Annotated in this window: 28 protein-coding genes; 15 read left to right on the top strand and 13 right to left on the bottom strand. The window is 69.8% G+C overall.

Annotated elements, in window-relative coordinates; genetic code table 11:
- Positions 1-35: 35 nt before the first annotated feature.
- The 4 genes from SM754_RS02350 to SM754_RS02365 form a co-directional block, all read right to left on the bottom strand.
- Positions 36-626 carry a DUF7411 family protein gene (locus SM754_RS02350; protein ID WP_323674607.1) on the bottom strand — a complete coding sequence of 197 codons (591 nt, stop codon included), beginning with the start codon at positions 624-626 and terminating at the stop codon, positions 36-38.
- A complete protein-coding gene (locus SM754_RS02355) occupies positions 627-974 on the bottom strand; it encodes a DNA-binding protein (protein WP_323674608.1) in 348 nt (115 codons plus the stop codon).
- 73 nt (positions 975-1,047) lie between these two features.
- Entirely contained in the window at positions 1,048-1,503 is a 456-nt protein-coding gene (locus SM754_RS02360; RefSeq protein ID WP_323674609.1) for a 30S ribosomal protein S19e, read from the bottom strand.
- Positions 1,504-1,754: 251 nt separating this feature from the next.
- Positions 1,755-2,786 (bottom strand): lysylphosphatidylglycerol synthase transmembrane domain-containing protein, encoded by a 1,032-nt coding sequence (locus SM754_RS02365; RefSeq protein ID WP_323674610.1) that lies wholly within the window; start codon positions 2,784-2,786, stop codon positions 1,755-1,757.
- Between the two features lie 159 nt (positions 2,787-2,945).
- Here SM754_RS02365 and thiL point away from each other — a divergent pair, with 159 nt between their 5' ends.
- Positions 2,946-3,845 carry a thiamine-phosphate kinase gene (thiL, locus tag SM754_RS02370; protein WP_323674611.1) on the top strand — a complete coding sequence of 300 codons (900 nt, stop codon included), beginning with the start codon at positions 2,946-2,948 and terminating at the stop codon, positions 3,843-3,845.
- 41 nt (positions 3,846-3,886) lie between these two features.
- Here thiL and SM754_RS02375 read toward each other — a convergent pair whose 3' ends face one another.
- Entirely contained in the window at positions 3,887-5,053 is a 1,167-nt protein-coding gene (locus SM754_RS02375) for a site-2 protease family protein (protein WP_323674612.1), read from the bottom strand.
- A 158-nt stretch (positions 5,054-5,211) separates the two neighbouring features.
- Positions 5,212-5,460: a DUF7123 family protein gene (locus tag SM754_RS02380; RefSeq protein WP_323674613.1), complete on the bottom strand. Its 249-nt coding sequence runs from the start codon at positions 5,458-5,460 to the stop codon at positions 5,212-5,214.
- 389 nt (positions 5,461-5,849) lie between these two features.
- Here SM754_RS02380 and pyrH point away from each other — a divergent pair, with 389 nt between their 5' ends.
- Entirely contained in the window at positions 5,850-6,566 is a 717-nt protein-coding gene (gene pyrH / locus SM754_RS02385) for a UMP kinase (protein ID WP_323674614.1), read from the top strand.
- Between the two features lie 139 nt (positions 6,567-6,705).
- Positions 6,706-8,394, top strand: a complete 1,689-nt coding sequence (lysS, locus tag SM754_RS02390) for a lysine--tRNA ligase (RefSeq protein WP_501993729.1) — start codon at positions 6,706-6,708, stop codon at positions 8,392-8,394.
- Positions 8,395-8,412: 18 nt separating this feature from the next.
- On the opposite strand, the gene SM754_RS02395 is transcribed toward lysS, so the two are convergent.
- The 5 genes from SM754_RS02395 to SM754_RS02415 all read right to left on the bottom strand — a co-directional run bounded on the left by SM754_RS02395 (position 8,413) and on the right by SM754_RS02415 (position 12,207).
- Positions 8,413-8,928: a DUF367 family protein gene (locus tag SM754_RS02395; RefSeq protein WP_323674615.1), complete on the bottom strand. Its 516-nt coding sequence runs from the start codon at positions 8,926-8,928 to the stop codon at positions 8,413-8,415.
- A 109-nt stretch (positions 8,929-9,037) separates the two neighbouring features.
- On the bottom strand, positions 9,038-9,466 hold the full coding sequence (locus tag SM754_RS02400) for a hypothetical protein (protein WP_323674616.1): 429 nt from the start codon (positions 9,464-9,466) through the stop codon (positions 9,038-9,040).
- Positions 9,467-9,537: 71 nt separating this feature from the next.
- Positions 9,538-10,524: a DUF5787 family protein gene (locus tag SM754_RS02405; protein WP_323674617.1), complete on the bottom strand. Its 987-nt coding sequence runs from the start codon at positions 10,522-10,524 to the stop codon at positions 9,538-9,540.
- A gap of 49 nt (positions 10,525-10,573) precedes the next feature.
- Complete coding sequence (locus SM754_RS02410) at positions 10,574-11,083, bottom strand: hypothetical protein (protein WP_323674618.1); 510 nt, start codon at positions 11,081-11,083, stop codon at positions 10,574-10,576.
- Positions 11,084-11,331: 248 nt separating this feature from the next.
- Positions 11,332-12,207, bottom strand: coding sequence for a DUF7351 domain-containing protein (locus SM754_RS02415; RefSeq protein ID WP_323674619.1), 876 nt, complete (start codon positions 12,205-12,207; stop codon positions 11,332-11,334).
- 126 nt (positions 12,208-12,333) lie between these two features.
- Between SM754_RS02415 and SM754_RS02420 the strand changes: the two genes are divergently transcribed.
- The 6 genes from SM754_RS02420 to SM754_RS02445 all read left to right on the top strand — a co-directional run bounded on the left by SM754_RS02420 (position 12,334) and on the right by SM754_RS02445 (position 17,338).
- A complete protein-coding gene (locus SM754_RS02420) occupies positions 12,334-14,175 on the top strand; it encodes an SLC13 family permease (protein WP_323674620.1) in 1,842 nt (613 codons plus the stop codon).
- Positions 14,176-14,334: 159 nt separating this feature from the next.
- Entirely contained in the window at positions 14,335-15,570 is a 1,236-nt protein-coding gene (locus SM754_RS02425; protein ID WP_323674621.1) for a translation initiation factor IF-2 subunit gamma, read from the top strand.
- A gap of 7 nt (positions 15,571-15,577) precedes the next feature.
- Positions 15,578-15,958, top strand: a complete 381-nt coding sequence (locus SM754_RS02430) for a type II toxin-antitoxin system VapC family toxin (RefSeq protein WP_323674622.1) — start codon at positions 15,578-15,580, stop codon at positions 15,956-15,958.
- Between the two features lie 2 nt (positions 15,959-15,960).
- Positions 15,961-16,530 (top strand): DNA-directed RNA polymerase, encoded by a 570-nt coding sequence (locus SM754_RS02435; protein ID WP_323674623.1) that lies wholly within the window; start codon positions 15,961-15,963, stop codon positions 16,528-16,530.
- Positions 16,531-16,728, top strand: coding sequence for a transcription elongation factor subunit Spt4 (spt4, locus tag SM754_RS02440; RefSeq protein ID WP_323674624.1), 198 nt, complete (start codon positions 16,531-16,533; stop codon positions 16,726-16,728).
- 1 nt (position 16,729) lies between these two features.
- Entirely contained in the window at positions 16,730-17,338 is a 609-nt protein-coding gene (locus SM754_RS02445) for a GTP-dependent dephospho-CoA kinase family protein (RefSeq protein WP_501993730.1), read from the top strand.
- 124 nt (positions 17,339-17,462) lie between these two features.
- Here the strand turns inward: SM754_RS02445 and SM754_RS02450 are convergent, their stop codons facing one another.
- Positions 17,463-20,057 (bottom strand): methyl-accepting chemotaxis protein, encoded by a 2,595-nt coding sequence (locus tag SM754_RS02450; protein ID WP_323674625.1) that lies wholly within the window; start codon positions 20,055-20,057, stop codon positions 17,463-17,465.
- Between the two features lie 147 nt (positions 20,058-20,204).
- Between SM754_RS02450 and SM754_RS02455 the strand changes: the two genes are divergently transcribed.
- The 4 genes from SM754_RS02455 to SM754_RS02470 all read left to right on the top strand — a co-directional run bounded on the left by SM754_RS02455 (position 20,205) and on the right by SM754_RS02470 (position 22,923).
- Positions 20,205-20,513: a 30S ribosomal protein S24e gene (locus SM754_RS02455; protein ID WP_323674626.1), complete on the top strand. Its 309-nt coding sequence runs from the start codon at positions 20,205-20,207 to the stop codon at positions 20,511-20,513.
- A 4-nt stretch (positions 20,514-20,517) separates the two neighbouring features.
- Positions 20,518-20,652, top strand: a complete 135-nt coding sequence (locus SM754_RS02460; RefSeq protein WP_166039720.1) for a 30S ribosomal protein S27ae — start codon at positions 20,518-20,520, stop codon at positions 20,650-20,652.
- A gap of 195 nt (positions 20,653-20,847) precedes the next feature.
- A complete protein-coding gene (locus tag SM754_RS02465; RefSeq protein ID WP_323674627.1) occupies positions 20,848-22,551 on the top strand; it encodes a bifunctional N(6)-L-threonylcarbamoyladenine synthase/serine/threonine protein kinase in 1,704 nt (567 codons plus the stop codon).
- Between the two features lie 99 nt (positions 22,552-22,650).
- The gene (locus SM754_RS02470; protein WP_323674628.1) at positions 22,651-22,923 is read left to right on the top strand and encodes a DUF5808 domain-containing protein; all 273 of its coding nucleotides are present in this window, start codon (positions 22,651-22,653) and stop codon (positions 22,921-22,923) included.
- Between the two features lie 22 nt (positions 22,924-22,945).
- Here SM754_RS02470 and SM754_RS02475 read toward each other — a convergent pair whose 3' ends face one another.
- Positions 22,946-24,628: an NADH-quinone oxidoreductase subunit D gene (locus tag SM754_RS02475; RefSeq protein ID WP_323674629.1), complete on the bottom strand. Its 1,683-nt coding sequence runs from the start codon at positions 24,626-24,628 to the stop codon at positions 22,946-22,948.
- 117 nt (positions 24,629-24,745) lie between these two features.
- On the opposite strand from SM754_RS02475, the gene SM754_RS02480 reads away from it, so the two are divergent.
- The gene (locus tag SM754_RS02480; RefSeq protein WP_323674630.1) at positions 24,746-25,399 is read left to right on the top strand and encodes a helix-turn-helix domain-containing protein; all 654 of its coding nucleotides are present in this window, start codon (positions 24,746-24,748) and stop codon (positions 25,397-25,399) included.
- A gap of 100 nt (positions 25,400-25,499) precedes the next feature.
- Positions 25,500-26,090: an RdgB/HAM1 family non-canonical purine NTP pyrophosphatase gene (rdgB, locus tag SM754_RS02485; protein WP_323674631.1), complete on the top strand. Its 591-nt coding sequence runs from the start codon at positions 25,500-25,502 to the stop codon at positions 26,088-26,090.
- The last annotated feature ends 237 nt before the right edge of the window (positions 26,091-26,327 follow it).

Raw genomic sequence — 26,327 nt, forward strand, 5'->3', positions numbered from 1 at the left:
CGCACACCACAGTCTCGAGAGCGAGTCCCGGCGTGCTACCGCGGGCCTTCGACGTACGTCTGGTCGTGCGCCGGGAACACCTCGGCGACCGCACTCTCGCCGTGTGCCTCGCGGAGCAGGACGCGTAACTCCGCCTCGTAGTCCGCGCGCGGAATCGACTCGCTCGGCCCGACCGTCACGGACAGCGCCGAGTCGACGAGCCGGTCGACCGCGCCGCGACCGAACCCCGACAGCGGCGCGATGTAATCGACGTCGTGGCGGTCCTCGAGGCTCTGCGCTTGCGCGCGCGACACCGTCGGCACGCGGTCGTCGCGACGCGTCCCGTCCGCGATCGCGTCGAACCCCTCGGCGGCCAGCCGTTCGAGCGCGTGCTCGTGAACCGCCTGGATACCGTTCCGCGGGAACCCGTCAGCGACCATCTTCTCGACCGCGTCGCGCGCCGCACGCTCCTCGAGCTCAAGGCGCTCGTGCGCGAACCCGACCGACTCCGCCGCCGCCTGCGCGTGCTCCCAGTCGTCGGTCACGCCGAAGTGCCCGGTGACGAGCGTCACGTCGTAGAAGTCGTCGAGCAACAGTGCGGCGAGCGTCGAATCCTTCCCCCCACTGTAGAGCAACCCCAGCTCCATCTACCGCCGACGCACGTTGAAGCTCTTCTCGTCCGGCTTGAGTTCCTTCAGGAGCGCCTTCATCTTCTCCTCGTCGATCTTCCCACCGATTTGCCCGCGCTGCGCGAGCGCGAGAATCTGCTGTTCGGCCTGCTCGCCGAACTCCGGCTTGCTCATCTTCACCGAGTTCAGGCGCTTGCGCGCCCCGTCCGTGAGGTGCTGGCGGAGCAACGCCTTCTTCTGGGCCTCGGCCTCCTGCTTGCGGGCCTCCTGAGCCTCGCTATCGCCCTCCTGGGCCTGCTTTCGCTCTCGGAGCTCCTGCATCTTCTCCTCGCGTAGCTTCTCGAGGTCGTCCTGGCTGTCGCTCATACGAACGCTTTCGGGCGTCGACGAAAAAACGGTTTCGGGACCCGACACGGCGACCCCGAATCAGACGACCGGCTTACGCGTACTTCTCGAGTTCCGGTCGGTCGAGGTCCTGCATGACCTCGCCGGCCGTGTCGTCGAGGAGACTGCGACCCTCGGGCGTGATGGCGCGACCCTGGCCCTCGCGCGTCTGGATGAGGTCCTCGTCCTCGAGCTGCTGGAGGAGCGTCCGGATGACCTTCTTCGAGCCGTCCTCGCGGTGCGTGCCGGAGACGCCGTAGCGGTTCGTGCCGGCCTTGGAGCCACCGTACATCGTGGAGAGGCGCTCGATACCGATCGGTTCGTTGTCCGCGACCTTCCGCAGGAGGCTGGCGCCGCGGGTCGCCCAGAAGTCCTCCTGTTCGGGCGGCAGTTCCTTGCTGTTGCCGGTGGTCGTGAACAGCATCCACTCCGGTTCCTCGAGTCGGTCCGAGAGGTCGTCGGCGAGCGCTTCGATGAGCGCGTCCGCCGGGACGTCGTACATCGTCGTCATTGCCGGTTCGTACCCCCGCGCTGCCTAAAAGTCCATCGTATTCGATAGGCGACCGTCGCGCGCCCGACCGGTCGAATCCGGCGGGCAGACGCGTGCTGACGGCGATGAAACGCGAACGAAGGGACAGTGTGTGGCCGAGTGACGTCCGTGGTCGTCGACGGCCATCGAGCGACGGGTCGTTGACCGCGCAACGGGTCGTCGGCCGTGCGACGGGTCTCGTCCAGCGCGGGTTCGTGGACGGCGTCGAGGGGTCACTGTCGTGCGGAGAGCGCGGCGACGGACCCGCCGCCGACGAGGAGCGGGAGCCAGTACGTCGCGGCGCGATGCAGGAGGACGGCGGCGGCGACGGCGCCGCTCCCCAACGCCGGGAGGACGGGCGTCAGCACGAAGATGAGGACGGCTTCGATGCCGCCGAGACCGCCCGGGAGCGGCGTGACGCCGGCGAGACTCCCGAGGGGGATGGCGAGCATCGCCGCGGCGACGAGGGTCACGGAGGCGACGTCGCTGACCGCGTACAGCGACAGCGACAGCGACGTGATGGAGAACGCCCACCCGAGCGCGGACAGGCTGAGTGCGCTCGCGAGACTCCGGCGGTCCGTCGCGACGCGCTCGATGGCGTGGAAGAACCCCTCGATGCGTCGTTCGATGACGTCGACCTTGACGCGCGAGACGACCGGGAGGCGTGCGGTCACGCGACCGAGGACGGGTGCGAGCCCGCGGACGAGCCGGTGCTCTATCGCGTACCGGTTCCGCCACCCGAGGACGGCGGCGACCGCGAGCGCGACGGCGAGCGCGGCGACCGCGGTGGCGACGAACACGAGCCGGTCGTTGAACGCGATGGTGACCGCGTAGTACCCGACCGCGAGGAGCGCGAACCCGATGGACGGCACGAAGTTCAGGCCGTCGACGCTCGCGATGGCGGCGAGCGCGGTCTCGTACTCCGTGTCGGCTTCCCGCGAGATGAACAGCGCGCTCACGGGTTCCCCGCCGGCCTGCCCGAACGGCGTGACGTTGTTCGCGAACGTCGCCGCCGAGAACACCACGAACGACTGGAGTCTGGACAGCGAGAGGCCGAGGCTCGCGAGGACGGCGCGGAGCGCGAGCCCCCAGGACGCCAGCCAGCAGACGGCGGCGCCGACGATGAGTGCGAGCACGCTCGGCGGTGCGTTCGTGACTCGCGTGAGGACCTCGTCGACGCCGACGAACCACAGGAGGCCGACGAGGACCAGGGCCGCGCCGACGAACCCGGCGACGATGGCGCGGCCGTCGACGTCCTCGAACATACTCGCCCCGACGACCGCGCCCTGTTTGAACCCACCGCCTCGCGGCCGCGACGCTGGCACGCGGACGCCGGAGACGCGCCCACTGGTGCTGGCGCCGACGACGGACACCGGGGCCTCGGTATCGCGTCGCTTTTGTCGATTCGCTCGCAATTCCGGGGCATGGACGAACGGGCGGCACTCGACCTGGTCGGCGGCCTGGTCGGGCGCGCCGGGGACGACGCCGCGGTCGTCGACGGGACCGTGGTGACGACAGACATGCTCCACGAGTCGACGGACTTCCCGGCGGGGACGACGCGGTACACGGCGGGGTGGCGGGCGGTCGGCGCGTCGCTCTCGGACGTCGCCGCGATGGGCGCCGACGCGACTGCCGCCGTCGCCGTCTACGGCGCGCCGTCGTTCGACGCGACGGAACTCGAGCGGTTCCTCTCGGGCGCTCGCGACGTCTGCGAGCGCGTCGACGCGCAGTACGTCGGCGGTGACCTCGACGGCCACGACGAGTTCACGGTCGCGTCGACCGCGCTCGGCGAGACCGACGCGCCGGTCGGTCGCGACGGCGCGACCGCGGCCGACGTCGTCTGCGTCACCGGTGGCCTCGGCCGGTCCGCGGCCGCGCTCCGCGCGTTCGACGCCGGCGACGTCGACCGCGCGAACGACCTCTTCCAGTTCACGCCCCGCGTCGCCGCCGGTCGCGCACTCGCACCGTACGCCACCGCGATGATGGACTCGAGCGACGGCCTCGCGCGGTCGCTCCACCAGCTCGCCGCCGCGAGCGACTGCGCCGTCGACCTCGACGCGGACGCGGTCCCCGCCGTCGACGCCGTCGCCGACTACGCGACCGACGACGCGGACGCTCGCGAGATGACCGTGTTCTTCGGCGAGGACTTCGAACTCGTCTGCACCGTCCCCGAGCACGAGGTCGCGACCGCACGCGACGCGTGCCCGGTCGAACTCACCGTCGTCGGTGACGTCAGCGAGGACACCGCCGACGCGACGGGCGAGGGCGCCGTCACCGTCGGCGGCGACACACTCCCGGACCGCGGGTTCACGCACGGCGACTGACAGCGCGCGGACGCAGACCGACCGTTCGCGGACCGGGCCGGTCAGGTCGTCGAGACGAGCACGGGAACCGGCATGAAGCACGCTGCACCGAGCACGAACGTGAGCGCCGCGAGCGCGAGTCGCCGCGAGTCAAGCGGTTCGTCGCGGACGGGCTCGGCGGTGCCAGCGCGGCCGACGACGAGCGCGAGCACGCCCCAGAACACCCAGATGGCGACCGCCTGGAACGCGATGTTCTCGAAGTAGTGGAGGTACCCGGCCAGCCCGAACAACGACACCGGGACGAACGCGGCGAGCGTCGACTGGTCCTCGCCGAACACGGCGCGCGTGATGTGGCCGCCGTCGAGCTGTCCGACCGGGATGAGGTTCAGGACGGTGACGAACGCACCCACCCACCCGCCGATGACGACCGGGTTCACGTTCAGCGCCTGCCCGTACTGGAGCGGTTGACCGGTTATCCACGAGAGCGCGTGCATCAACGGCGGGAACCCGAGACTGATCGTGACGGTGCCCTCGGCGCCGACGACCGCCGGGTCGACGGGGATGGGCTGGAGGAACAACCCGATGGTCGTCACGACGATGGTCGCGGCGAGCCCAGCGAGCGGCCCGCTCGCGCCGATATCGAACAGTGCCTTCCGGTCGGGCATGCGGCCTTTCATCCGGATGACGGCACCCATCGTCCCGATGAGACTCGGGAACGGGATGAAGTACGGGAGGCTCGCGTTCACGCGATGATACCGGCTCGCGACGTAGTGCCCGAGCTCGTGCGTCGCGAGGACGCCGAGGACGGCGGCGGAGAACGGCCACGCCGTCGTCACCGCCTTCCAGGGGTTCGCGACCGGGTCGACGAGGTACCATTGCGCGCCGACGAACAGCGTCGTGACGACGGTCGCGAGGAAGAGCGCGACGTTCTTCCAGGGGACGCCCTCGATACCGTGGGACTGCTCGGTGGCGACGAGGACGTAGCGTCCGGCCTCGACGGTCAACTCGACCTCGTAGTCGTGGTCGTGGAACACCTCCCAGATGTCGCGGACGACGGCCTCGGGGCTGCCCAGCGGCTCGCCGTAGTATCGTATCTCGCCGTCGATGACCTGCGTCTCGTACGTGTGGAACTGCTCGTCGAACGCCGCAGGGTCCGGCGCACCGGGTGGCGTCGACGGCCGTCCGCCTGCTGGCGAGTTCGCGGACCGAGCGGGGTCACCGGGCTGCATCTATCTCTCGCTACGGCGTGGTCGGGTAAAAACCCACGGCGCCGCGTGCCGTCAGTCGACGACGGGACACGTCGTGGGTGGGTGAGCGTGCGTGTTGGTGTGGGGGAAGGCTGCGGGGACCAGCGGGGACCGCGGACGACGTCCGCTCGAGAGCCGACTCAGGCGGGTTCCACGCGCCACGTGGTCGCACTCGTGTACGACCACTTCTCGATCTCGAGGTCCTCGGCGGCGTCGGTGAGCTTGACCATCAGCGCACCGATCTCCTTGGGGGAGAGGCCGACCTCGTCGGCGATGAACTTCGACTTGAAGTACATCTCGCCGTCGGCGGCCTTCTCGCGCAGGTACTCGGTCAGGCGGGCTTCCTTGCTCGGCGCTTCGTCGGTGGAGGGTTGCGTGGTTGCGCTCATTGTGGTTCGCCTCGCTCATCGCTATCACCGGGAGGATGTTATAAAGGGCAGTCCCTTCGGTTCGTTTAGTGTTTTTTCGAGTCATGCCGTGTTCATTTCACGTTTCGAGTCGATTCTCTTTCGTTTCACAGAGGACTCAGAGACGTTTAGACGTTTTACAACTGCCGCTAACGCTTCGAAATCTTTTCCTACTCGCTGTCTCGAGATGTCCGCGTAATGTGACCTCTCGGTGCTGTAGGCACCAGCTGACCGCGCGAACGCATGAGACGCGCACGTCTCACGCTCCGACGCGACGGGCGCCGAAACGGCGCACACAGACGATATCGAGACGGTCGACCGCGCGCGAGTTGGCAACCCTTATGAACGCCACCGAGGTATGCGGGTGTAACATGAAGGTAGTCGTCTCCATCGGCGGAAGCGTCCTCGCGCCCGACCTCGACTCCCCGCGCGTGGCGGCGTACGCGGACGTCGTCCGGACGCTCGTCGACGACGGATGCCAGGTCGCGGCCGTCGTCGGCGGTGGCGGCGTCGCTCGCGAGTACATCGGGGCGGCTCGCGACCTCGGCGCGAACGAGATCGAACTCGACCAGCTCGGTATCGACGTCACGCGACTGAACGCGCGCCTCCTCATCGCGGCACTCGGCGACGGCGTCGCCAGCGCCCCCGCCACCGACTACGAGGAGGCCGGCGAGGTCCTCCGGAACGGCGACGTCTGCGTGATGGGCGGCGTCACGCCCGCGCAGACCACGGACGCGGTGTCCGCGGCGGTCGCGGAGTACGTCGGCGCGGACCTCCTCGTGTACGCCACCTCGGTCCCCGGCGTGTACTCCGCGGACCCCAACGAGGACGACGACGCGGAACAGTACCCCGAGCTCTCCGCCGCCGACCTCGTGGACGTCATCGCCGGCCTCGAGATGAACGCTGGCTCCTCCGCGCCCGTCGACTTGCTCGCCGCGAAGATCATCCAGCGCGCCGGCACCCGCACCATCGTCCTCGACGGCACCGAGCCCGACCGCGTCCTCGACGCCGTCCGGTACGGCGAACACGACGGTACCGACGTCGTCCCCGACGGCGCCGGCGACCAGCTCACGTACTGGGCCGAGTAGCGCGTCCGACCTTCCGTCTCCGCTCTCGCTCGCCGTTCTCCTCCGGTCGCAGCCACTTTCGGGAGTTGACAACCCTTAAGAACGGTTCGACCGGACGTTCTCGTATGACTGACCCCCTCGTCGCGGGCGGTGATGCGTCGTGAGCGACGACGCCATCAGCCCGTACACGCTGAGCGCTGACGACGGCGCGGACCGCCGGCACGCCTTCTGGGCGGACCACGTCGCGGACGTCGTCCTCGACCGGGACCCCGACGAGCCGATCGTCGTCAAGGGCGGTATCTCGCCGTCGGGCGTCCCGCACCTCGGGAACATGAACGAGGTGATGCGCGGGTACTTCGTCGCCGAGGTGCTCCGCGAGCGCGGCCACGACGTCCGGCAGGTGTTCACGAGCGACGACCGCGACCCGCTGCGGAAGCTCCCGCGGAAGCTCGCGGACCTCGACGGCAACCTCGTCGACCTCGGCGACGTCGACGCTGGCGCGCTCGGCCGGAACCTCGGCCACCCCTACACCGCGATTCCGGACCCGTTCGGGTGCTGTGACTCCTACGGTGCGCACTTCTCGAACCTCATCCAGTCCGGCGCTGACGCCTTGGGCGTCCCCATCGAACTGGTCTCGAACACGGACCTCTACGAGGACGGCGAGTTCGAGGCCGTCACCCGGTTCGTCCTCGAGCACGTCGACGAGTCCCGGGACGTCCTCCGCGAGTACCAGGACAAGGTCGACGACGACTACGTCCCGTTCAACCCCATCTGCGGCGAGTGCGGGAAGGTCACGGAGACCGTCACCGCCATCCGCGCGAGCGAGGGCGAGGTCGACTACGAGTGCACGGACATGGAGGCCGGCGACCAGGTCATCTCGGGGTGCGGACACGAGGGGACCGCGACGCTCCGCGAGGGGAAGCTCCCGTGGCGCCTGGAGTGGCCCGCACAGTGGCAGGTGCTGGGCGTGGACTTCGAGCCGTTCGGGAAGGACCACGCCGAGGGGTCGTGGCCGAGCGGCGACGACGTCGCTCGGACCCTCCTGGAGAACGAACCGCCGGTCCCGATGGTGTACGAGTGGTTCACGCTCGACGGCGAACCGTTCTCGTCGAGCGAGGGCCACGTCGTCCTCGTCGACGACGTCCTCGACCTGCTGGAACCCGAGGTGCTCCGCTTCTTCTTCGCGAAGAACCCGAAGAAGGCGCGGGACTTCCCGCTGTCGCGACTCGACCAGCTCGTCGACGAGTTCGACCGCTTCGAGGGCGTCTACTACGGCGAGGTGGACGCGAGCGAGGACGAACGCGAGCGCGCCGAACGCGTCTATCCGTTCCTCGTCGACCACCTCGACCCGGGGACCGCGAGCGCGGACGCGCCCGCCGACGAACGCCCGACCCGCATCCCGTACACGTTCGCGGCCGTCCTGGGGATGTTCCCCGACCACGACGTCCGCGTCGAGCACGCCGTCAAGCAAGGGCACCTCCCCGAGGACCCCAGCGACGCCGTCGTCGACCGCGCGTTCGAGCGCGTCGAGCGAGCGCGGACGTGGGCGAGCCGGCAGGACAACGAGTACAACTACACGGTCCTCGAGACGCTCCCGGACGTCGACCTCGACGCGGAGACCGAAGCCGCGCTCGACGACCTCGCGGCGTTCGTCGACGCGGGCCACGACGGCGACGCTATCCAGGGCGAGATCTACGAGACCGCGAAGGCGAACGACATCCCGATCGGCGACTTCTTCGGCGCGGGCTACGAGCTGTTCTTCGGCGAGGACGAGGGCCCCCAGCTCGGCCAGTTCCTCGGGAAGCTGGAGCGGGAGTTCGTCGTGCAGCGCCTGCGGCGCGAGGCCTGACCGGCCGTCCGGCGACCGCTATCCGCCGTCGCCGTCGCGGTCGTCGTCCGCGAGGTAGTCGTCTTGGACGGCGACGACCTCCGTCGAGTTCTCGCAGGCGGCGTACCGGTCGAGCGGTTCGGCGTTGAGTTCGAGGAACGTCTCGCCCCACGTGAACTTCGCGAGGATGCGCTCGGCGTGCTCGGGTTCGCCGAGGATGTGGAGGCCGGCGGCGAGCGCTTCGACGGTCGTGAGCTGGAAGGCGTTCCCGTAGTTCACGGGGTTCGCGGCGACGAGGAACGGGAGGGCGCGGTGGTCGCCGGCGATGCTGAACATCGCCTCGCCGGCGGTCTCCCACGAGCAGTCGAGGGCGACGAGCCGGTTCGCGTCGGCGTCCGCCGGCGAGAGCGCGACCTCGGCGTGGGGATTCAGGACGACGCCGTACGGCGTCGCGCGGTCGGAGCGATGGAGTGCCGCGAGGTCGAACCGTTCGAGCTTGCGGGCCGTGCACTTCTTCGGGTCGTCGTCGCCCTCGTACCGCACGTGTAGGTCCACGGTCGACCGCTCGTTGGTCGCCGCCGGGCAAAAGCCCCGCGTTCGCGCGGTCGCCGGTCGCGCGGTCGTCGTCGAGCGCGGTGACGGCGACTGCGCGGTCGCTGGTGACTCAGTCGTCGGTCGCGAGGTCGTCGTAGAGCGCGGTGACGTCGACGAGTGCGACGTCGTGCTCGGCGATGGTGGCGAGGTGGTCGTCGCGCGACCCGTGCGCGGGGTGGTCGTCGAGCGCGTCGAAGACGTCTCCGAGGAACGCTTCGAGGGCGTCGGTGAGCGCGTCGTACGTCGTCTCGACGCGGCCGCCGTGGAGGTCGACGTGGACGCGGTCGCCGCGCTCGGCGAGGTCGTACCCGAGGAACTGCGGGTGCCTGGTGCGCTCGCGGCTCGCGCAGTCGTAGAGCCGGAGGAGCTGGTGGAACGACCCGTACGTGTGGACGACGGCGCCGTCGTCGGCGTGCACGGCGAACTCGACGTGGTCCGAGGGGCCGAGGGCGGCGGTGTCCCAGCCGCCCGCGACGTCCCGGAGTTCGAACGCGACCATACCCGAGCGGAGGGCGTCCGCGCCAAGAACGATTCCGGTTCCGGTCGCCCGCGAGCGCGGTGGCTCGCTCGTCACTCGAAGGCGTCGAGGCCGCTCTGTCGGGTGCGGCGGCCGTCGGGGTCGCGCTTCCAGGCGCCGTGGGCGTCGCGTTCGGCGGCGAGGTCCGCGTCCGGTGAGTCGGCGGGCCGATGACCGGGACAGTCGACGCCGCAGTCGCGGGCGGGGTCGACGACGCGGTCGTGGTACGCACAGTACGGGAGGGTCGCGTTGTCGGCGACGGGGTCGGCGTCGGGTGCGACACGCTCGCAGTCCGGGAGGTCGAACGTCCGCCAGCCCTTGCCGTACGCGCGCTCGGCGAGTCGGCGGCGCGCGCCGCGTTTCTCGTCGGCGTCGACGACGGCGACGTCGGTCCTGGCCGGTTGCTCGTCGAGGAGTTCGACGCCGGGTTCGTCGACGCCGAGCGGCTCGGGCTCGCGGACGACCTCGAGCGCGTCGGTCTCGGGGTGGTAGCGCCAGACGCCGACCTCGCTCGGGATGCGGTTCAGGTGCGCGCCGGTGACGTGGCTCTCGGTCGCGAGCGCGACCGCGTCGACGAGCGCGAGCGAGACGTCCAGGCGAAGCTGGCGTTCGAGCGCTCCCGGCGTGCCGAGGTCGGGTTTGTTCTCGACGGCGAGCACGCGCCCGAACCAGTCCGCGGGGTACCGGGTGGTCTGGCGGAGGTACTCGCGGCTCCCGCGGCGTTCGCGCTCGAAGAACCCGCGGTCGACCGCGGCGTCGGCGACCCGGCGCGCGGACTCCTCGCGCAGCCCGTCGGGGAGGGCGTCGCGCCACGGGCGAGCGCGGCCGGGGCCAGCGGGTCCGCGGACGGCCGGGTCCGGGATGCGGCGCTCCGTGATGGCGGCGCGGTCGTCGAAGCCGGGGCCGGGTTCGACGTGGACGACGTCGAGCACTCGGTTCCCGGGCGCGCGGACGCCGCCGCCGAGCTGGCGGGCGAGCACGCCGTCGCGCTCGCGCTCCAGGTGCGCGCACAGCGACAGCTCGAACCCGAACTCGGTCACGCTCGAATCCAGGGGGTGCGAGGGCAAAAGCGTCGTGCTCGCGGCGCGGTCAGGTCGCGTCCTCGTCCGAGTCGAACGCCCACTGGCCGTCGGTCGAGTGGATGGTGAGGGACGTGCCGTCGGAGGACGCGCGGACGCGCTGGTGGACCTGGACCGCGTTGAAGTTCTCGCGGGTGGTCCGGACGTTGTAGCACCCGATTCGTTCGTCGTCGTCGGCCCACGCGGGCGAGCAGACGCCGACGAGGTAGTGGAGGTCGTCGTACTCGCGTTCGAGGTCGGCGTGGAGGTCGTCGGAGACGACGGGTCTCCGGGGGTCGTCGAAGCGGTCGGTCCACCTGTCGTCGTGTTGGCGCAGGTCTGGCGGCTCGGAACCGGGCGACGAGGCGAGTTGGACGCGGAGCACGTGCTCGTTTCCGCGGTCCTCCCCGTCGACGGGAGTCCCGAAGATCGACTTCAGTTGGACGTAGCCGTCGACGCCGCGGTCGAGGACGCTGCAGCCGGCGAGGCCGACCGCGGTCGCTACGCCGACGCGTCGGAGGGCGGTTCGTCTGGAGGGCACGGGGAAAAGTGGCCGACGGTGCGAGCGAAAGTCTTCTGGTATTCGAGCGACGTCGGTGCGACCGCCCCGGGGACGTCGAGTGCGTTGGGGCCGTTCTTCGAGTGGTTGTGGGAGTTCATCTTCATCTCTATCTACAGCCCACGACCCCGTAATGGTGATCTAGATTACGTTTCTGTGGGTCTGACTTGCGCTTCTGTAGGCGTTCGTACTGAACTCTCGTTCAGTAGCCGCCCCACCCACTGGGGCCGTCAGCGACGCGCGACGTCGACCACCTGGAGGTCCGCGTCCATCGCGACGTGGAGCGTCTCGCCGTCCAGTGGGACGTCGACCGCGACCCGGAGCGGGTCCTCGCGCTCGACCGTCGTGTGGTGGTCGGAGACGCACCACGGCAGCTGCCAGTACGGCGTCCCGTTCAGGTCGACGCCGTGCTCGCGGTGGAACGTCACCACGTCCGACTGGTCGAGGAGCACCAGGCCGACCGCCGAACACAGCGAGTGCCCGCACTGGGCGCACTCGTGCTCCACGCGGAGGTCCGCACCCAGACAGCAGTCGCCGCCGCGCTCCACCTCGCTCTCCATCTTCCCGTTGCACTCCGGACACACGCCGTCCGCGGCGAGGCAGTGCAGGTGGCGGACGCGCTGGTCGAACGCCGCCATCACCTCCTCGCGCGACCGGTCCGTGAGCCCACCTGGCGGGAACGGGTACTCGCCGTGCGCGTGCCCGCACTCCGGACACGACACCGCGATGGTCTCGTCCGCGTACGCGGCGACGAGCGTCGACCCACACGCCACGCACTCGCCGTCGATCTCGAACGCCTCCCACTCCGGGTCGTGCGTGAACTCGCCCGCGAGGACCGCCCGAACGACCGCCTTCCCCGCGTACTTCAGCTCGTATCCCTCGTCGCCGCCCGCGACGAACTGCCCGACGAGCTCCTGGAGGTGGTAGTTGAACTGTGCGCTGTCCCTGACCCCGACCGCCTCCCGCAACCGCGAGAACCGGACGACCTCGGCGTCGGCCTGCCAGAGCGCCTCGAGGATGGCGAGGCGCGTCTCGTTCCCGACGACGGAGAACGCCTCCGCGGGCTCGACGCAGTCCTCGCACTCCGTGATACTGGCGCGACTCATGTCACCGAATCCGACCGCAGCCACCCTAAACGTTCCCGAAAACCAGTTTTTGTATTTATATTGTCACCTGAGGCCGGGGTCGACGGGACGTCGATAGTTAAGACCCACCCCCGAGAAAGCACGACGATGGCCGCACTCAGCACGGGCGCGCTCGTCGTGTTCCTCGTCGTCGCGCTCGCGCTCCTCGCGTTCGTCACCGAGGTCGTCCCGCCCGACGTCACCGCGCTCGGCGTCCTCGTCTCCCTCCCGCTCCTTGAACCCTGGACCGGCGTCACGCCCGAACAGGCCGTCGCCGGGTTCGCGAGCCCCGCCACCCTCACCATCCTCGCGATGTACGTCCTCAGCGAAGCCGTCCAACGCACCGGACTCGTCGACTACCTCGGCGTCCTCATGGCGCGCTGGACGCGCGGCGACGAACGCAGGACGCTCCTCGCCACCGTCGCCGCCACCACGCCACTCGCCGGCGTCGTGAACAACACGCCCGTCGTCGCCGTCTTCATCCCGATGATAACCGACCTCGCCGAGGACGCCCACCTCTCCCCGAGCAAGCTCCTCCTCCCCCTCAGCTACGCGAGCATGCTCGGCGGCACGCTCACGCTCGTCGGCACCGCCGGGAACGTCCTCGCGAGCGACATCGCGGTCGACCTCACCGCCGCCGGCGTCATGGACCACGGCCCAATCGGGATGTTCGAACTCACGCCCGTCGGCCTCCTCGTCTGCGCCGTCGGCGGCGCGTACCTCCTCACCGTCGGCCGTCGCCTCGTCCCCGAACGCATCGAACCGACCGAGGACCTCGTCGACGTCTACGAGCTCGAACGCTACCTCGGCGTCGCCGTCGTCCGCGAGGACTCCCCGCTCGTCGGCATGCAGGTCGACGAACGGTTCGGTGACCTCGAACAGCACGTCGACGTCCTCCAGTTCGAGCGCGACGGCGAGGTCGTCGTCGCCGCCGAGACCGACCGCGCGCTCGCGGCCGGCGACGTCCTCACCCTCCAGGGGAGCCGCCAGGAACGCAACCGGTTCACGACCGAGTACGACCTCCGCGAACTCCCGCGCGAGGTCGTCGAAGCCGAGGACCTCGCCGCTCCCTGGACGGCGAGCACGCTCTACGAGGCCGTCGTCCCCAGCGACTCCACGTTCGTCGGACGCAGCCCGCTCGACATCGGGTTCCGGACCCGCTTCGACACCACCGTCATCGCCATCCGGCGCGGGAACGACGTCCGCCACGAGGCGCTTCGAGGCACCGAACTCACCGCCGGCGACACCCTCCTCATGCACGCGAGCGACGGTGCCGCCGACCACCTCCAGGACCGCGGGAGCCTCCTCGTCACCAGGGGCCTGTTCGCCGACGCGTTCGCTCGCGACCTCCCCGACCTCCACCCGAAGACGCCGCTCGCACTCCTCGCACTCGGCGGCGCCGTCCTCGCCGCCGCACTCACCGCCCTCCCCATCTACCTCACCGCGCTCGCCGGCTGCCTGCTCGCGTTCGCCACGCGAACCATCGACCCCGCAACCGGCTACGACGCCGTCTCCTGGAACGTCGTCTTCCTCCTCGCGGGCGTCCTCCCGCTCGCCACCGCACTCGAAGCGACCGGCGGCGCCGCCTGGATCGCCGAGACCGTCGGCGCCACCATCGGCGGCCTCCCGGCTGTCGCCGTCGTCGCCGCCTTCTACCTCCTCACCGGCGTGCTCGCGAACGTCGTCACGCCCGTCGCCAGCATCGTCCTCCTCGGCCCCATCGCCGCCCGGACCGCCGTCGACCTCGGCCACGACCCCTTCGCCGCCCTGCTCGCCGTCACGTTCGCCGGCTCCACCGCGTTCATGACGCCCATCGGCTACCAGACGAACCTCATGGTGTACGGCCCCGGCGGGTACAAGTTCACCGACTACGCTCGCGTCGGCGCCCCCCTCCAGGCGCTGCTCGCCGTCGTCACCACCTTCGGCATCGCCGCGTGGTTCGGCGTGTAGTCGATTCCCGCCGCGCAGTCCGGCGTTTGACCGATCCGGCGTCTGACGACCGCGCGTCCTCGCGTCCGCTCGACGACCCAGACGCCCCGCGCGCGAAAGCAGGAACGGTGGGTTTATCAAGCGCACAAGGGTATTCGTATCCAAGATTCCTCTTTGAAGATGTCAGGAACACACCGACAACCGGAGGTGAACATCGGACTCGTTGGCCACGTCGACCACGGCAAGACGACGCTCGTGCAGGCGCTCAGTGGCGAGTGGACCGACCAGCACTCCGAGGAGATGAAGCGCGGCATCTCCATCCGACTCGGGTACGCGGACGCGACGTTCCGCGAGTGCCCGGAGTGCGACGACACCGAAGCGTTCACCGTCGAGGAGACCTGCCCCGAGCACGACGTCGAGACCGACGTCCTGCGCACCGTCTCGTTCGTCGACGCGCCCGGTCACGAGACGCTGATGGCGACGATGCTCTCCGGCGCCGCGATCATGGACGGCGCCGTCCTCGTCGTCTCCGCGACCGAGGACGTCCCGCAGGCACAGACCGAAGAACACCTGATGGCGCTCGACATCATCGGGATCGAGAACATCGTCATCGCGCAGAACAAGGTCGACCTCGTCGACGCCGACCGAGCGCGCGACAACTACGAGCAGATCCAGGAGTTCGTCGAGGGCACCGTCGCCGAAGGCGCGCCCGTCGTCCCGATCAGCGCCCAGCAGGACGTCAACACGGACGTCCTCATCGAGACGATCGAGCGCGAGATTCCGACGCCGGAACGCGACCCCGACGCGGACCCGCTCCTGCACTGCGCGCGGAGCTTCGACATCAACCGCCCCGGCACCACGTGGGAGGACCTCCTCGGCGGCGTCGTCGGCGGCAGTCTCGTCCGCGGGCGCTTCGAGCCCGACGACGACATCGAGATCAAGCCCGGTCGCGAGGTCGAGGAGGGCGGTCAGACCGAGTACCGGCCCATCGAGACGAGCATCCGTTCGCTGCAAGCGGGCGGCACGTCCGTCGACGAGGTCTCGCCCGGTGGCCTGCTCGGCGTCGGCACCGGCCTCGACCCGGCGCTCACGAAGGGTGACGCGCTCGCCGGCCAGCTCGCCGGGAAACCCGGGTCGCTCCCACCGGTCTGGGACTCGTTCACGATGTCGGTCGACCTGCTCGACCGCGTCGTCGGCGACGACATGACCGAGGTCGAACCCATCAACACCGGCGAACCGCTCATGCTCACCGTCGGCACCGCCACCACCGTCGGCGCCGTCACGTCGGCGCGCGACGGCGAGTGCGAGGTGAACCTCAAACGCCCCGTCTGCTCGGAGACGGGCGCGAAGATCGCCATCAACCGCCGCGTCGGCGCGCGCTGGCGGCTCATCGGCGTCGGGACGCTCGACGGGTGACGAACCGATGCGCGTGGCGCTCGACACCAGTGCACTCATGATGCCGGTCGAACTCGACGTCCGGCTGTTCGACGAACTCGACCGTGTGGTCGAGGACGCCCAGCCGGTCGTCCCCGAAGCGGTCGTCGAGGAACTCCGCAAGCTCGCCGACGGCGGCGGGCTGGAAGGCACTGCGGCGTCGGTCGGGTACGACCTGGCCGTCGAGCGCTGCGAGCGCGTGGACACCACCGAATCGTACGCCGACGACGCGCTCGTCGAACTCGCCACCGAAGGGCGAGTGGACGCCGTCGTCACGAACGACCGGCCGCTTCGCGACGCCGTCTTGGACGCGAACGTTCCGGTAATAGCATTACGCGGCACGAACAAACTGGATATCACTCGACCATAGCGATGTACAAGAAGGTCAGGCTCAAGGATACGGTAGAGGTCCCCCCGAAGGAGCTCGCGGACGTCAGTCCGGAGCTCGTCAAGCGATTGCTGCAGGACAAACTCGAGGGGCGAATGGACGAAGACGTCGGGAGCGTCGTCTCGGTCGTGAACGTACACGACATCGGGACGGGCGCGGTGCTGCCGAACCGCCCGGGCGTGTACTACGAGGCGGAGTTCGACGCGGTGACGTTCGACCCGCAGATGCAGGAGGTCGTCGACGGGACGGTCGTGGAGGTCGTGGAGTTCGGCGCGTTCGTCGGCATCGGGCCGGTCGACGGCCTGCTGCACGTCTCCCAGATCAGCGACGAGTACCTCGCGTACGACGGCGAGAACCAGCAGCTCGCGTCGAGCGAGTCGAACCAGACGCTTGGCGTCGACGACGCCATCCGGGCGCGCATCGTGACGAAGAGTATCGACGAGCGGAACCCGCGCGACTCCAAGATTGGCCTCACCGCGAAGCAGCCGGGCCTGGGTAAGCACGGGTGGCTGGAGGCCGACCGTCAGGGTCGCGAAGCGGAGGCGGGTGATTAGATGGCGAACGATCGCCTCGTCTGCCGCGAGTGTCATCGCGTCGTCGACCCGGACGCGAACCAGTGTCCGAGCTGTGGGTCGACGTCGCTGTCGGAGGACTGGGCGGGGTACGTCGTCATCGCGCACCCGGAGTCCTCGATGATTGCCGAGGAGATGGAGGTCACGGAGGAAGGCGCGTACGCGTTGAAGGTCCGGTAACGTGCCGTCTTCCGACGACGGGGCCGCGCCTGAGGACGACGTGTCTGCGGCCGGTGACGGTGGGTCCGAGGCGGTCGAGGACGTGTTGTTGACGCTCCCTGAGTCGCTCCGGTCGGCGTTCAAGGAGCCGTTCGGGCCGGTGGAGACGGACGCGGACGCACTGCTGGCGGACGTCGACGGCCCCCTCGTCGCGGTGGGCGACATCGTGACGTATCACCTCCTGCAGGCTGACCGGCAGCCGGACGTGGCGGTGGTGGACGAGCACACGAAACGCGAGGTCGTCGACGACGCGGTCCGTGACGCGGTCGTGGACCCGGACGTGACGGTCTCGAATCCGGCGGGCGCGCTCTCGGCGGCGCTCGTTCGCGCGCTCGGTGACGCGCTCGCGACCGACGACGCCACGACGGTGTTCGTCGACGGCGAGGAGGACCTCGCGGTGCTGCCGGCGGTGATGGTTGCGCCAGTCGGGGCGAGCGTCGTGTACGGGCAGCCCGACGCGGGCATGGTGCACGTCCCGGTGACCGAGGAGACGAAGGCGGAGTTCCGCGCGCTCATCGAGCGCATGGACGGCGATCTCGATGCGTTCTGGGCGGTCGTCGCGGACGCCTGAGAGCTCGTTTCTGGTCGTTCGCCGAACCGGCGAGCGGTAGCGCCGGTCCGTCGTGGTCGTGCTCGTGACTGTCGAGCGTCGCCCTCGTTCGAGACGCGGCAGGAGAAATTCGAGGCGACTGGGGTCAGTTCCCGAACGTGAACGTCTCGTCGTCCGAACCGTCGCTGTCGGCGGACGTCTCGTCGGGGCCGCCGTCGTCACCGGTGGCGTCGCCGGTGTCGCTGGTGGCGTGGTCGTGGTCGGTACCGTCGACGTCGCTCGCTCCGGAGTCGCCGTCTGCGTCCGCGTCCGAGCCGAAGGCGTCGAACTCGGGTTCGGTTGACTCTCCGGGACGGTCCACGTCCGCGGGACGCGGCTCGCCGTCGGCGTGTTCGTCGAACGCGCTCGCGACCGTCTCCTCGTCGAACACGACGTCGTCGTCGTCCGGTTCGGCGGCGGTATCGAACCGGTCTAGAGCAGCCGAGAGCCGTGACGCCTGCTCGCTCAGCGAACTCGCAGAGTTCGACACCTCCGTGAGCGCCGTCGTCTGCTCCTCCGCGGCCGCCGCGACGTTCTCCGCCTCCGCGGTCGTCTCCTCGCTGACCGTCGCCGCGTCGTCGACCATCGCGACGACCTCCTCCGTGCTCGCGGCCTGCTGTTCGGTCGCCGCGGATATCTCCTGGACGCCGTCGTTCGTCTCCGCGGCGTACTCGGCGATCTCGTCGAGCGCACCGGCCGCGTCCCGCACGCTCCGGGTGTGCTCGGCGACGCGGTCCGCGGTCTGCTGGACCTCGCTCGCCGTGTGCTCGGTCTGGTCCTGGATGCTCTCTAGGCGCGACTCGATGTCCTCGGCGGCGTCCTTCGTCTCGCTCGCGAGCTCCTTGACCTCCTGGGCGACCACCGCGAACCCTTCGTCGCCGTCGTCGCTCGCCTCCGCCGTCCCGCGGCTCGCCTCGATGTTCGCGTTCAGCGCGAGCATGTTCGTCTCCTTCGCGATGTCGCCGATGAACTCGATGAGCTCGTCGATCTCGCTCATCTCGTCCTCGAGCGCCTCGATGGCCGCGACCGCGCTCTCGGAATCGCTCTCCAACGCCGCCATCCCGTCGATCGCCGCCTCCGCGGCCGCACGCCCCTCGCGACCGGTCTCGACGGTGCGCTCGGCGAGGTCCGCGACCTCGTTCGAGGACGCCGCGATCTCCTCGGTGGTCGTCGACAGCTGCTCCATCTCGCCGCTGACGGACTGCAGGCTCTCGTTCTGGCGTTCCGCGCCGTCGCTGATCTCCTGGATGGACTCCGTGACCTGCTGGCTCGCCGACCGAACCTCCTCGCTGGAGGCGGTGACCTGCTCGCTGGCGGTCGCGACCTCGCTCGCGAACGCCTTGACCTCCGCGGTGGTCGACTCGATCTCGGCGACCATTTCGTTGAACTCGACGGCGATGGACTCCATCGCGTCGCTCTCGGACGCCGGATCCATCCGTTCGGTGAGGTCGCCGTCGGCGCACGCCTGCATGACGGTGGCGTACTCGTCGGCCTTCCGTTCCAGGTGCTCGTTCATCTCCTCCGCCTCCGCGCGCGCCTGCTCGGCGGCCTCCCGGGCCTCCTGCGCGTCCCGGATCTGCTCGCGGAGCGCGTCCCGCATCGACGCGAATCCGGCGTACAACTGTCCGATAGCGTCGATACGGACGGAGTCGAAGTCGACCTCCAGGTCGCCGTCCTCCATGCGCTGAGCATTCCCACGGAGGTCGTCGACCGACCGAGCGGTGTTCCGGCCGAGCACGAGCCCGACCAGCCCGATGAGGACGACGATCCCGCCCGTGACGAGCAGGCCGTACTGCCGGACCTGCTTGACGAACCCGAACGCGGTCGTGGTCGGCTCGTGCACGACCACCACCCAGTCCGTGCCTTCGACCGGTGAGTACCCCGCGACGTACTGCTCGCTGGGGAGCCCGTACCCCTCCTCGCCCACGAGCACGCCCGACGCCGGTCCGGTGACGACGGACGCCGAGAAGCCGGGTGACTCGCTCGTCGACCCGACGTACCGGTCCGCTCGCTCCGCGTCGTACGTCGTGAGGTACTTGCCCGTTCCCTCCTCGGACTGGCTGTCGAAGATGATCTGCTTCTGTGGGTCGAGGACGGCGACGGCGCCGTTCTCCGTCGCGCCCTTGAGGTCCGCGGCGACCGTGCCGGCGTCCATCGTCACGAGGACGGCGTGGTCGCCGTCCGGCGTCGCGGCGGCGTACGTCATCGCCTCGACGCTGTTGCGCTCGTACGCGCCGTAGAACCCGCCCCCGTCGGCGGTCGAGACGGTACGGAGGCGTTCGGCGTCAGTGATGTCGAGCGAGGACAGCGACCGGTTCTCGGCGCGTCGCGTCGACACGACGACCTCGCTCTCGCGGAGGTCGACGTAGTCGAGCCGGTAGATGCCGCGCCTGTCGGTCCGGTTCTCGAACAGCGACTCGATATCCGCGAGGCCGCCGCGTCGCACGGCGAGGGTGCCCGAGAGGTGGCTGGCGAGCCGCTCGTTCTGTTCGTTCCAGGTCGCGAGCTTCGCGGACTCCTGTCTGGATATCTGTTCGTACTCCGCTTTCGCGCCGTCCTCGACCTCGTTCTGGACCTGTGTGGTCGCGGCGACGCCGATGCCCGCGACGACTACGCCCAGGCAGAGCATGACGATACCGAACTTGAGGGCGTACCGTCGTCGGATCGCGTTCGGGACGACACGCCGCAGTGAACCGAGCATACCCCCCCAATTCCCCGGAGAGTGATAAAACCAATGGCGAGGGTACTCGACCATGAATAAATAAGCTAGCTGTACAGTCCGCCGTCGGTTGGGCACTTCGAAATCCTTTTAGGCGTTTCGCGGGGTAGTTACGGTAACTGAGACACCATGGACGTCGACATACTCTCCGAAGAGGAGAACCCGATGTTGCACCGCACGGACGTGACGTTCGAAGTCGTCCACGACGAAGCCACGCCCTCGCGCCTCTCCGTCCGCGACAGCCTCGCGGCGAAGCTCAACAAGGACGCCGACGAGGTCGTCGTCCGCGAGCTCGACACGAAGTTCGGGATGCGCAAGACCGTCGGCTACGCGAAGGTCTACGAGACGGCCGAGGACGCCCAGGACGTCGAACAGGAACACATGCTCGACCGGAACGCCATCACTGGCGACGCCGGCGAGGAAGCGGAGGAGGCCTGAACGGATGCCCGCACACGAGTTCTACACGGACGACGGCGAGCACGACCGCGAACAGTGCCCGCGCTGCGGCGACACGTTCCTCGGCGACTACGGCGACCGACTGCACTGCGGCAAGTGCAGTTACACCGAGTGGAAGTAACGCCGTCGTAACCGACCGCGACCGTTCTTTCGACGCGTTCGACCGGTAGCGACCGCTCTCGGCGTCGGACAGCGACCGTTCTCGTCTTGGATAGCGTCCACCCCTCGTCTTGGAACCCGACCGTTTACGTCGACGCGACGGCGCGTGCGGACCGAAGTCGTCTTCTCGCTGGGTGGTCGAGTCGTGGGCAAGTAGATGGCCGACGCAGGGGAGGCAGTCGACGGCGGCGTGACTCTGGACGGCGAGCCGGTTCGCGTCCTCGGCATCGAGGGGACCGCGTGGTGCGCGAGCGCCGCGGTGTACGACGGCGCGCGCGACGACTTCCGCATCCACTCGGAGGCGTACGAGCCCGAGAGCGGCGGGATCCATCCGCGCGAGGCCGCCGAGCACATGCAGGAGGCGGTGCCGGCCGTCGTCGAGGCGGCGCTCGCGGACGCTCGCGACCGCCACGACGGCGACGGGCCGCCCGTGGACGCGGTCGCGTTCTCGCGCGGCCCCGGCCTGGGGCCATGTCTCCGTATCGTCGGAACCGCCGCGCGAGCGCTCGCGCAGGCGCTCGACGTGCCGCTCGTCGGCGCGAACCACATGGTCGCGCACCTCGAGATCGGCCGGCATCGCTCGGGGTTCGACTCGCCGGTCTGCCTGAACGCGAGCGGCGCGAACGCCCACCTGCTCGGGTACCGCGACGGCCGGTATCGCGTGCTCGGCGAGACGATGGACACGGGCGTCGGGAACGCCATCGACAAGTTCACGAGGCACGTCGGTTGGAGTCATCCGGGCGGCCCGAAGGTCGAGACGCACGCCAGGGAGGGCGAGTACGTCGACCTGCCGTACGTCGTGAAGGGCATGGACTTCTCGTTCTCGGGCATCATGAGCGCCGCGAAGCAAGCGTACGACGACGGCGTTCCCGTCGAGGACGTCTGTCGCGGCCTTGAGGAGACGATCTTCGCGATGCTCGCGGAGGTCACCGAGCGCGCACTCAGCCTGACTGGGAGCGACGAGCTCGTCCTCGGCGGTGGCGTCGCACAGAACGCGCGACTCACGCGGATGCTCCGCGAGATGTGCGACGCGCGCGATGCGGCGTTCTACGCGCCCGAACCGCGATTCCTCCGGGACAACGCCGGCATGATTGCGCTACTGGGCGCGAAGATGTACGCCGCCGGCGACACGCTCGCGGTCGAGGCCTCGAACGTGGACGCGAACTTCCGGCCTGACGAGGTCCCGGTGACGTGGCGCGAAGCCGACGAGGACGTCGCCATCGCGCCCGAGTCCGGCACCGAGGTCCGCGGTGCGGAGGCGGTCGTCGACGTCGGCGACGTCGTCACGAAGCGACGCGTCCCGAAGGCGTACCGGCATCCCGAGCTCGACGCGCGCCTCCGCGAGACCAGGACGCGCAGCGAGGCACGGCTCACGCACGCCGCACGCGCGGAGGGCGTCCCGACGCCCGTCGTCCGGGACGTCGACGACGACGAGGGAACGCTCGTCTTCGAGCACGTCGGCGACCGCGACCTCGCTCGCGCACTCACGCCGAAGCGCGTCCGCGCCGTCGGCGCGCACCTCGCGGCGCTCCACGACGCCGGGTTCGTGCACGGCGACCCGACCACGCGGAACGTCCGCGTCACCGGCGACGGCGACGACGATGCCGAGGACGATTCGGGGGAGACCGCCGACGCGGCCGACGACGAGCGCGTGTTCCTCGTGGACTTCGGGCTCGGGTACCACACCGAGCAGGTCGAGGACTACGCGATGGACCTCCACGTGTTCGATCAGAGCCTCGTCGGTACCGCCAGCGACCCCGCGCCGCTCCGCGCCGCGCTCCGCGAGGGCTACGCCGCCGCCGGCGACGACCGCGTCCTCGACCAGCTCGAAGCCGTCGAAGGACGCGGCCGATACCAGTGACGCGGTCTCCGCGACGCCGCGGAGACCGCCGTGCGAGGCCGTCATCGCCCGCGTTTGGAGACGACAACCTTGATAAGTCGACCGCGCGTATCCTCTCGTATGTCCGACAAACCCAGCAGCGGAGAGGTCTTCGGGATCCCGTACAACTTCGAACGCCCGAGCATCAGCCGCATGCTGAAGTCCTACTGGCAGCCCGGCGACAGCATGCTCGTCGAGAAGCCGTTCGGTATCGGGTACACGCTGAACCTCGCGAACTGGCGGTCGTGGGTCGCACTCGCCGTCGTCGGCGCGCTCCTCTGGAACGAGCGCGGCGGGAGCGACGACGCCGCGAGCGCCGACGAGGACCCCGTCGAGGTCGTCGTCGAGGACTGAGCGGCCGAGTCGTTCTCCCTCTCTAGCGGTCGACCTCGCCCATGATAGTGTCGAGACTGCCGAGCGTCGCGACCAGGTCAGGGACGTACTCGCCCTCGGCCATCTCCGGGAGCGCCTGCAGGTTCGAGAAGCACGGACTCCGTATCTTGAAGCGCGCGGGCGTGTCGGTGCCGTCGCTCCGCAGGTAGATGCCGAGTTCGCCCTTCGCGCCCTCGACCGCGCGGTACACCTCGCTGTCGCGCTCGGGCTTCAGCGTCCGCGGGACGTTCGACTGCACGGTCCGTTCGTCCTCGGGCCAGTCCTCGAGGACGTCGACGCACTGGCGGACGATGCTCGCGGACTGCTCGACCTCCTGCATCCGACAGAGGACGCGCGCGAGGTTGTCGCCGTCGTCCTCGGTGACGACGTCCCAGTCGAGCTCGTCGTAGTACCCGTAGGGGTCGTCGCGGCGGAGGTCGTAGTCGACGCCCGACCCGCGCGCGACGGGACCCGTGCAGCCGTAGGTCTTCGCGGTCTCGGCGTCGAGGACGCCGGTCCCCATGGTGCGCGTCTGGAAGACCTCGTTCGACGCGAGCAGGTCGTAGTACTCCGCCATCGCGTCGGGGAGCGTGTCGAGTTCGTCACGCACCTGCTCGAAGAACGCTTCGCGGGGCTGGGGGAGGTCCCAGGCGACGCCGCCGACGCGGAAGTAGTTGAACATCATCCGCTGGCCCGTCAACTCCTCCAGGAGGCCGAGAGCCTTCTCGCGGTCGCGGATGCCGTACTGGAAGACCGCGGTGAACTCGCCGAAGACGTCGAGCGCGTACGTCGCGACCGCGAGCATGTGGGAGGCGATCCGGCAGAGTTCCGCGCCCATCGTCCGGATGACCTGCGCGTACTCGGGAACGTCGACGTCCGCGAGGTCCTCGATGGCTCTCGCGTACGCCCACTCGTTGAGGAGGCCGGCGGACGCCCAGTCCCACCGGTCGGGGTACGGCATGATCTGATGGCGGTACGTGCCGGACTGGCACATCTGTTCCTCGCAGCGGTGGATGTACCCGATGTCGGGGTCGACGTCGACGACGGTCTCGCCGTCGAGCACGGTCTCGACGTGGAGGACGCCGTGCGTCGAGGGATGATGCGGGCCGATGTTGAGGAACATCGTGTCGCGGTCCGCGTCGCTGTCGCCGCCCGCGCGCTGGTCGTCCGCGAGCGGGTTCGCGTGCGATTCGAGCGTGACGACCTGCGGGCGGTTCTGGTCGAACTCCTCGCGCAAGGGATGGCCCTGCCAGGTCTCGGGGAGGAGGATGCGTCGCAGGTCCGGGTGGTCGTCGTACTCGACGCCCAGCAGATCGTACGCCTCGCGCTCGTGCCAGTCGCACGTCCGGAACGCGCTCGCGGCGCTCTCGCTCCGCGGGGACTCGCGGGTCGTCGGCACCACGACGCTCGCCTCCCGCCGCGGGTCGTCGTAGTCCCGGAGGTGGTAGATGGTCTCGAAGCGGTCGGGGTACTCCTGGGCGGTGACGCACGCGCAGTGGTCGAGCGAGAGCGCGTCCCGCAGGGTCGCGACCGCCTCGGCGACCGCGTCCGGACGGACGACGACCGCGGGCGCGTTCACGTGGTCGTCGCGGCCGACCGCGAGCCGCCCGAGCGCGTCCTCGAGCGCCTCGACCGTCGGTCCCGTCTCCGATTCCGCCTCGCGCTCGCGTACAACGGCCTCGCTCACGGTCGCGCACCCCCGTCGGCTCGTCGATGTCGCATGGTCGAACCCACGCGGGACCGACGCTCGGTTCCATCGTCTCAGCCACTAGAGCTTTTAAGTTGGCGTCCGGAATCGGTGGGCGTGAAGTACCTCCGGCTCACGCTCGACCTGCCCGGGGACGCCATCCACCCGATGCACGCGTTCGTCTGCGAGCACGGCGACTACGCCGACTATCGACTCATCCACTGGAACTACCGCGGACCGGACGGGAACACCCTCCTGTTCCACGTCCGCGGCGACCGCGAGCCCTACGCCGACCGTCTCGCCGACCTCGACCGCATCCGGACGTTCGACCTCGCACCGATCACCGACGACGCGTTCTACGTCTACGTCGAGGAATCCCCCGACGACGTCGACGCGTCCCTCCTCGACACGTTCGACGGGAACGACGTCGTCGCCGTCCCACCGGTCGCGTACCACACCGACCGCACGATGTCCCTCGGCGTCGTCGGCGCACCGGACGCCCTCCGCGGCGTCCTCGACGGCGTCCCGGACGCCATCGACGTCACCGTCGACCGGGTCGGCGAGGACCCGCCCGGCGACCCCGAGGTCGGCGTCGACCTCACCGCCCGCCAGCGCGACGCCGTCCGCGCCGCACAGCGCATGGGCTACTACGAGGTCCCGCGCGACGCCGGCGTCGCCGACGTCGCGGACGCCATCGACTGCGCGCCCGGGACCGCCGCCGAACACCTCCGGCGCGCCGAGAGCCGCGTCCTCGGTGACCTCGACGTCTGACGCGACGACGACCGCGCCACTCGACCGCGCCACTCGACCGCGACCGCCGGGGCGACCGCGGACCGACGCCTCCTTACCGACCGCGGCCGCTCACTCCGGTATGTCCATCCGATTCGTCACGAGCAACGAGGGGAAGGCCGAGGAGGCCCGCGAGTACCTCGACGACGTCGAGCGCGTCGACTACGATTACACCGAGGTCCAGGGCGACCTCGCGACCGTCGCCGCCGCGGGCGCCCGGGAGGCGTTCGACGCCCTCGGCGGGGTCGACCCGGTGCTCGTCGACGACGCCGGCCTGTTCGTTCGCGCCCTCGACGGGTTCCCCGGCCCGTACTCGTCGTTCGTCGAGGACACCCTCGGCGTCGACCGCGTCTGGCGGCTCTGCGAGGCCGAGGACGACCGACGCGGTCACTTCCGGACGGTGCTCGCGTACGCACACCGCCCAGGGGACGGCGACGACGGCACGGACGGCGACGTCCAGGTGGAGACGTTCGAGGGGAGCGTCCCCGGCACCATCGTCGCACCGCGCGGCGACGGCGGGTTCGGCTACGACCCCATCTTCGAGCACGACGGCACGACGATGGCGGAGATGAGTACCGCCGAGAAGAACGCCGTCAGTCACCGCGGTCGCGCGCTCGCGAAGTTCGCGGACTGGCTCGCCGGCGAACCCGCAGAACGGAAGGGCGCGCAGTAACCGCGGGTCTCCCACTCCGTCCCAGCCTTCTTCACCGAGGACGCGGCGACGCTCGTCGTGCCCTGACCCGATGCGGTCCGCGAGTCCGCCGTAACCGACGTCCAGCTCCCGGACCAGTGTCTCCCCACCCCGCGAGCGCGCCGTCCGGCGACCGACGCGCTCGCGACGGCCGTCGTTGCACGCCCCCAGTCGCCACGGCCGAGCCGGCCCGGACGAGTCCCGACGCGACCCGGTCTC

This window comes from Halorubellus amylolyticus (assembly GCF_034808145.1).
Lineage (GTDB): Archaea > Halobacteriota > Halobacteria > Halobacteriales > Natrialbaceae > Halorubellus.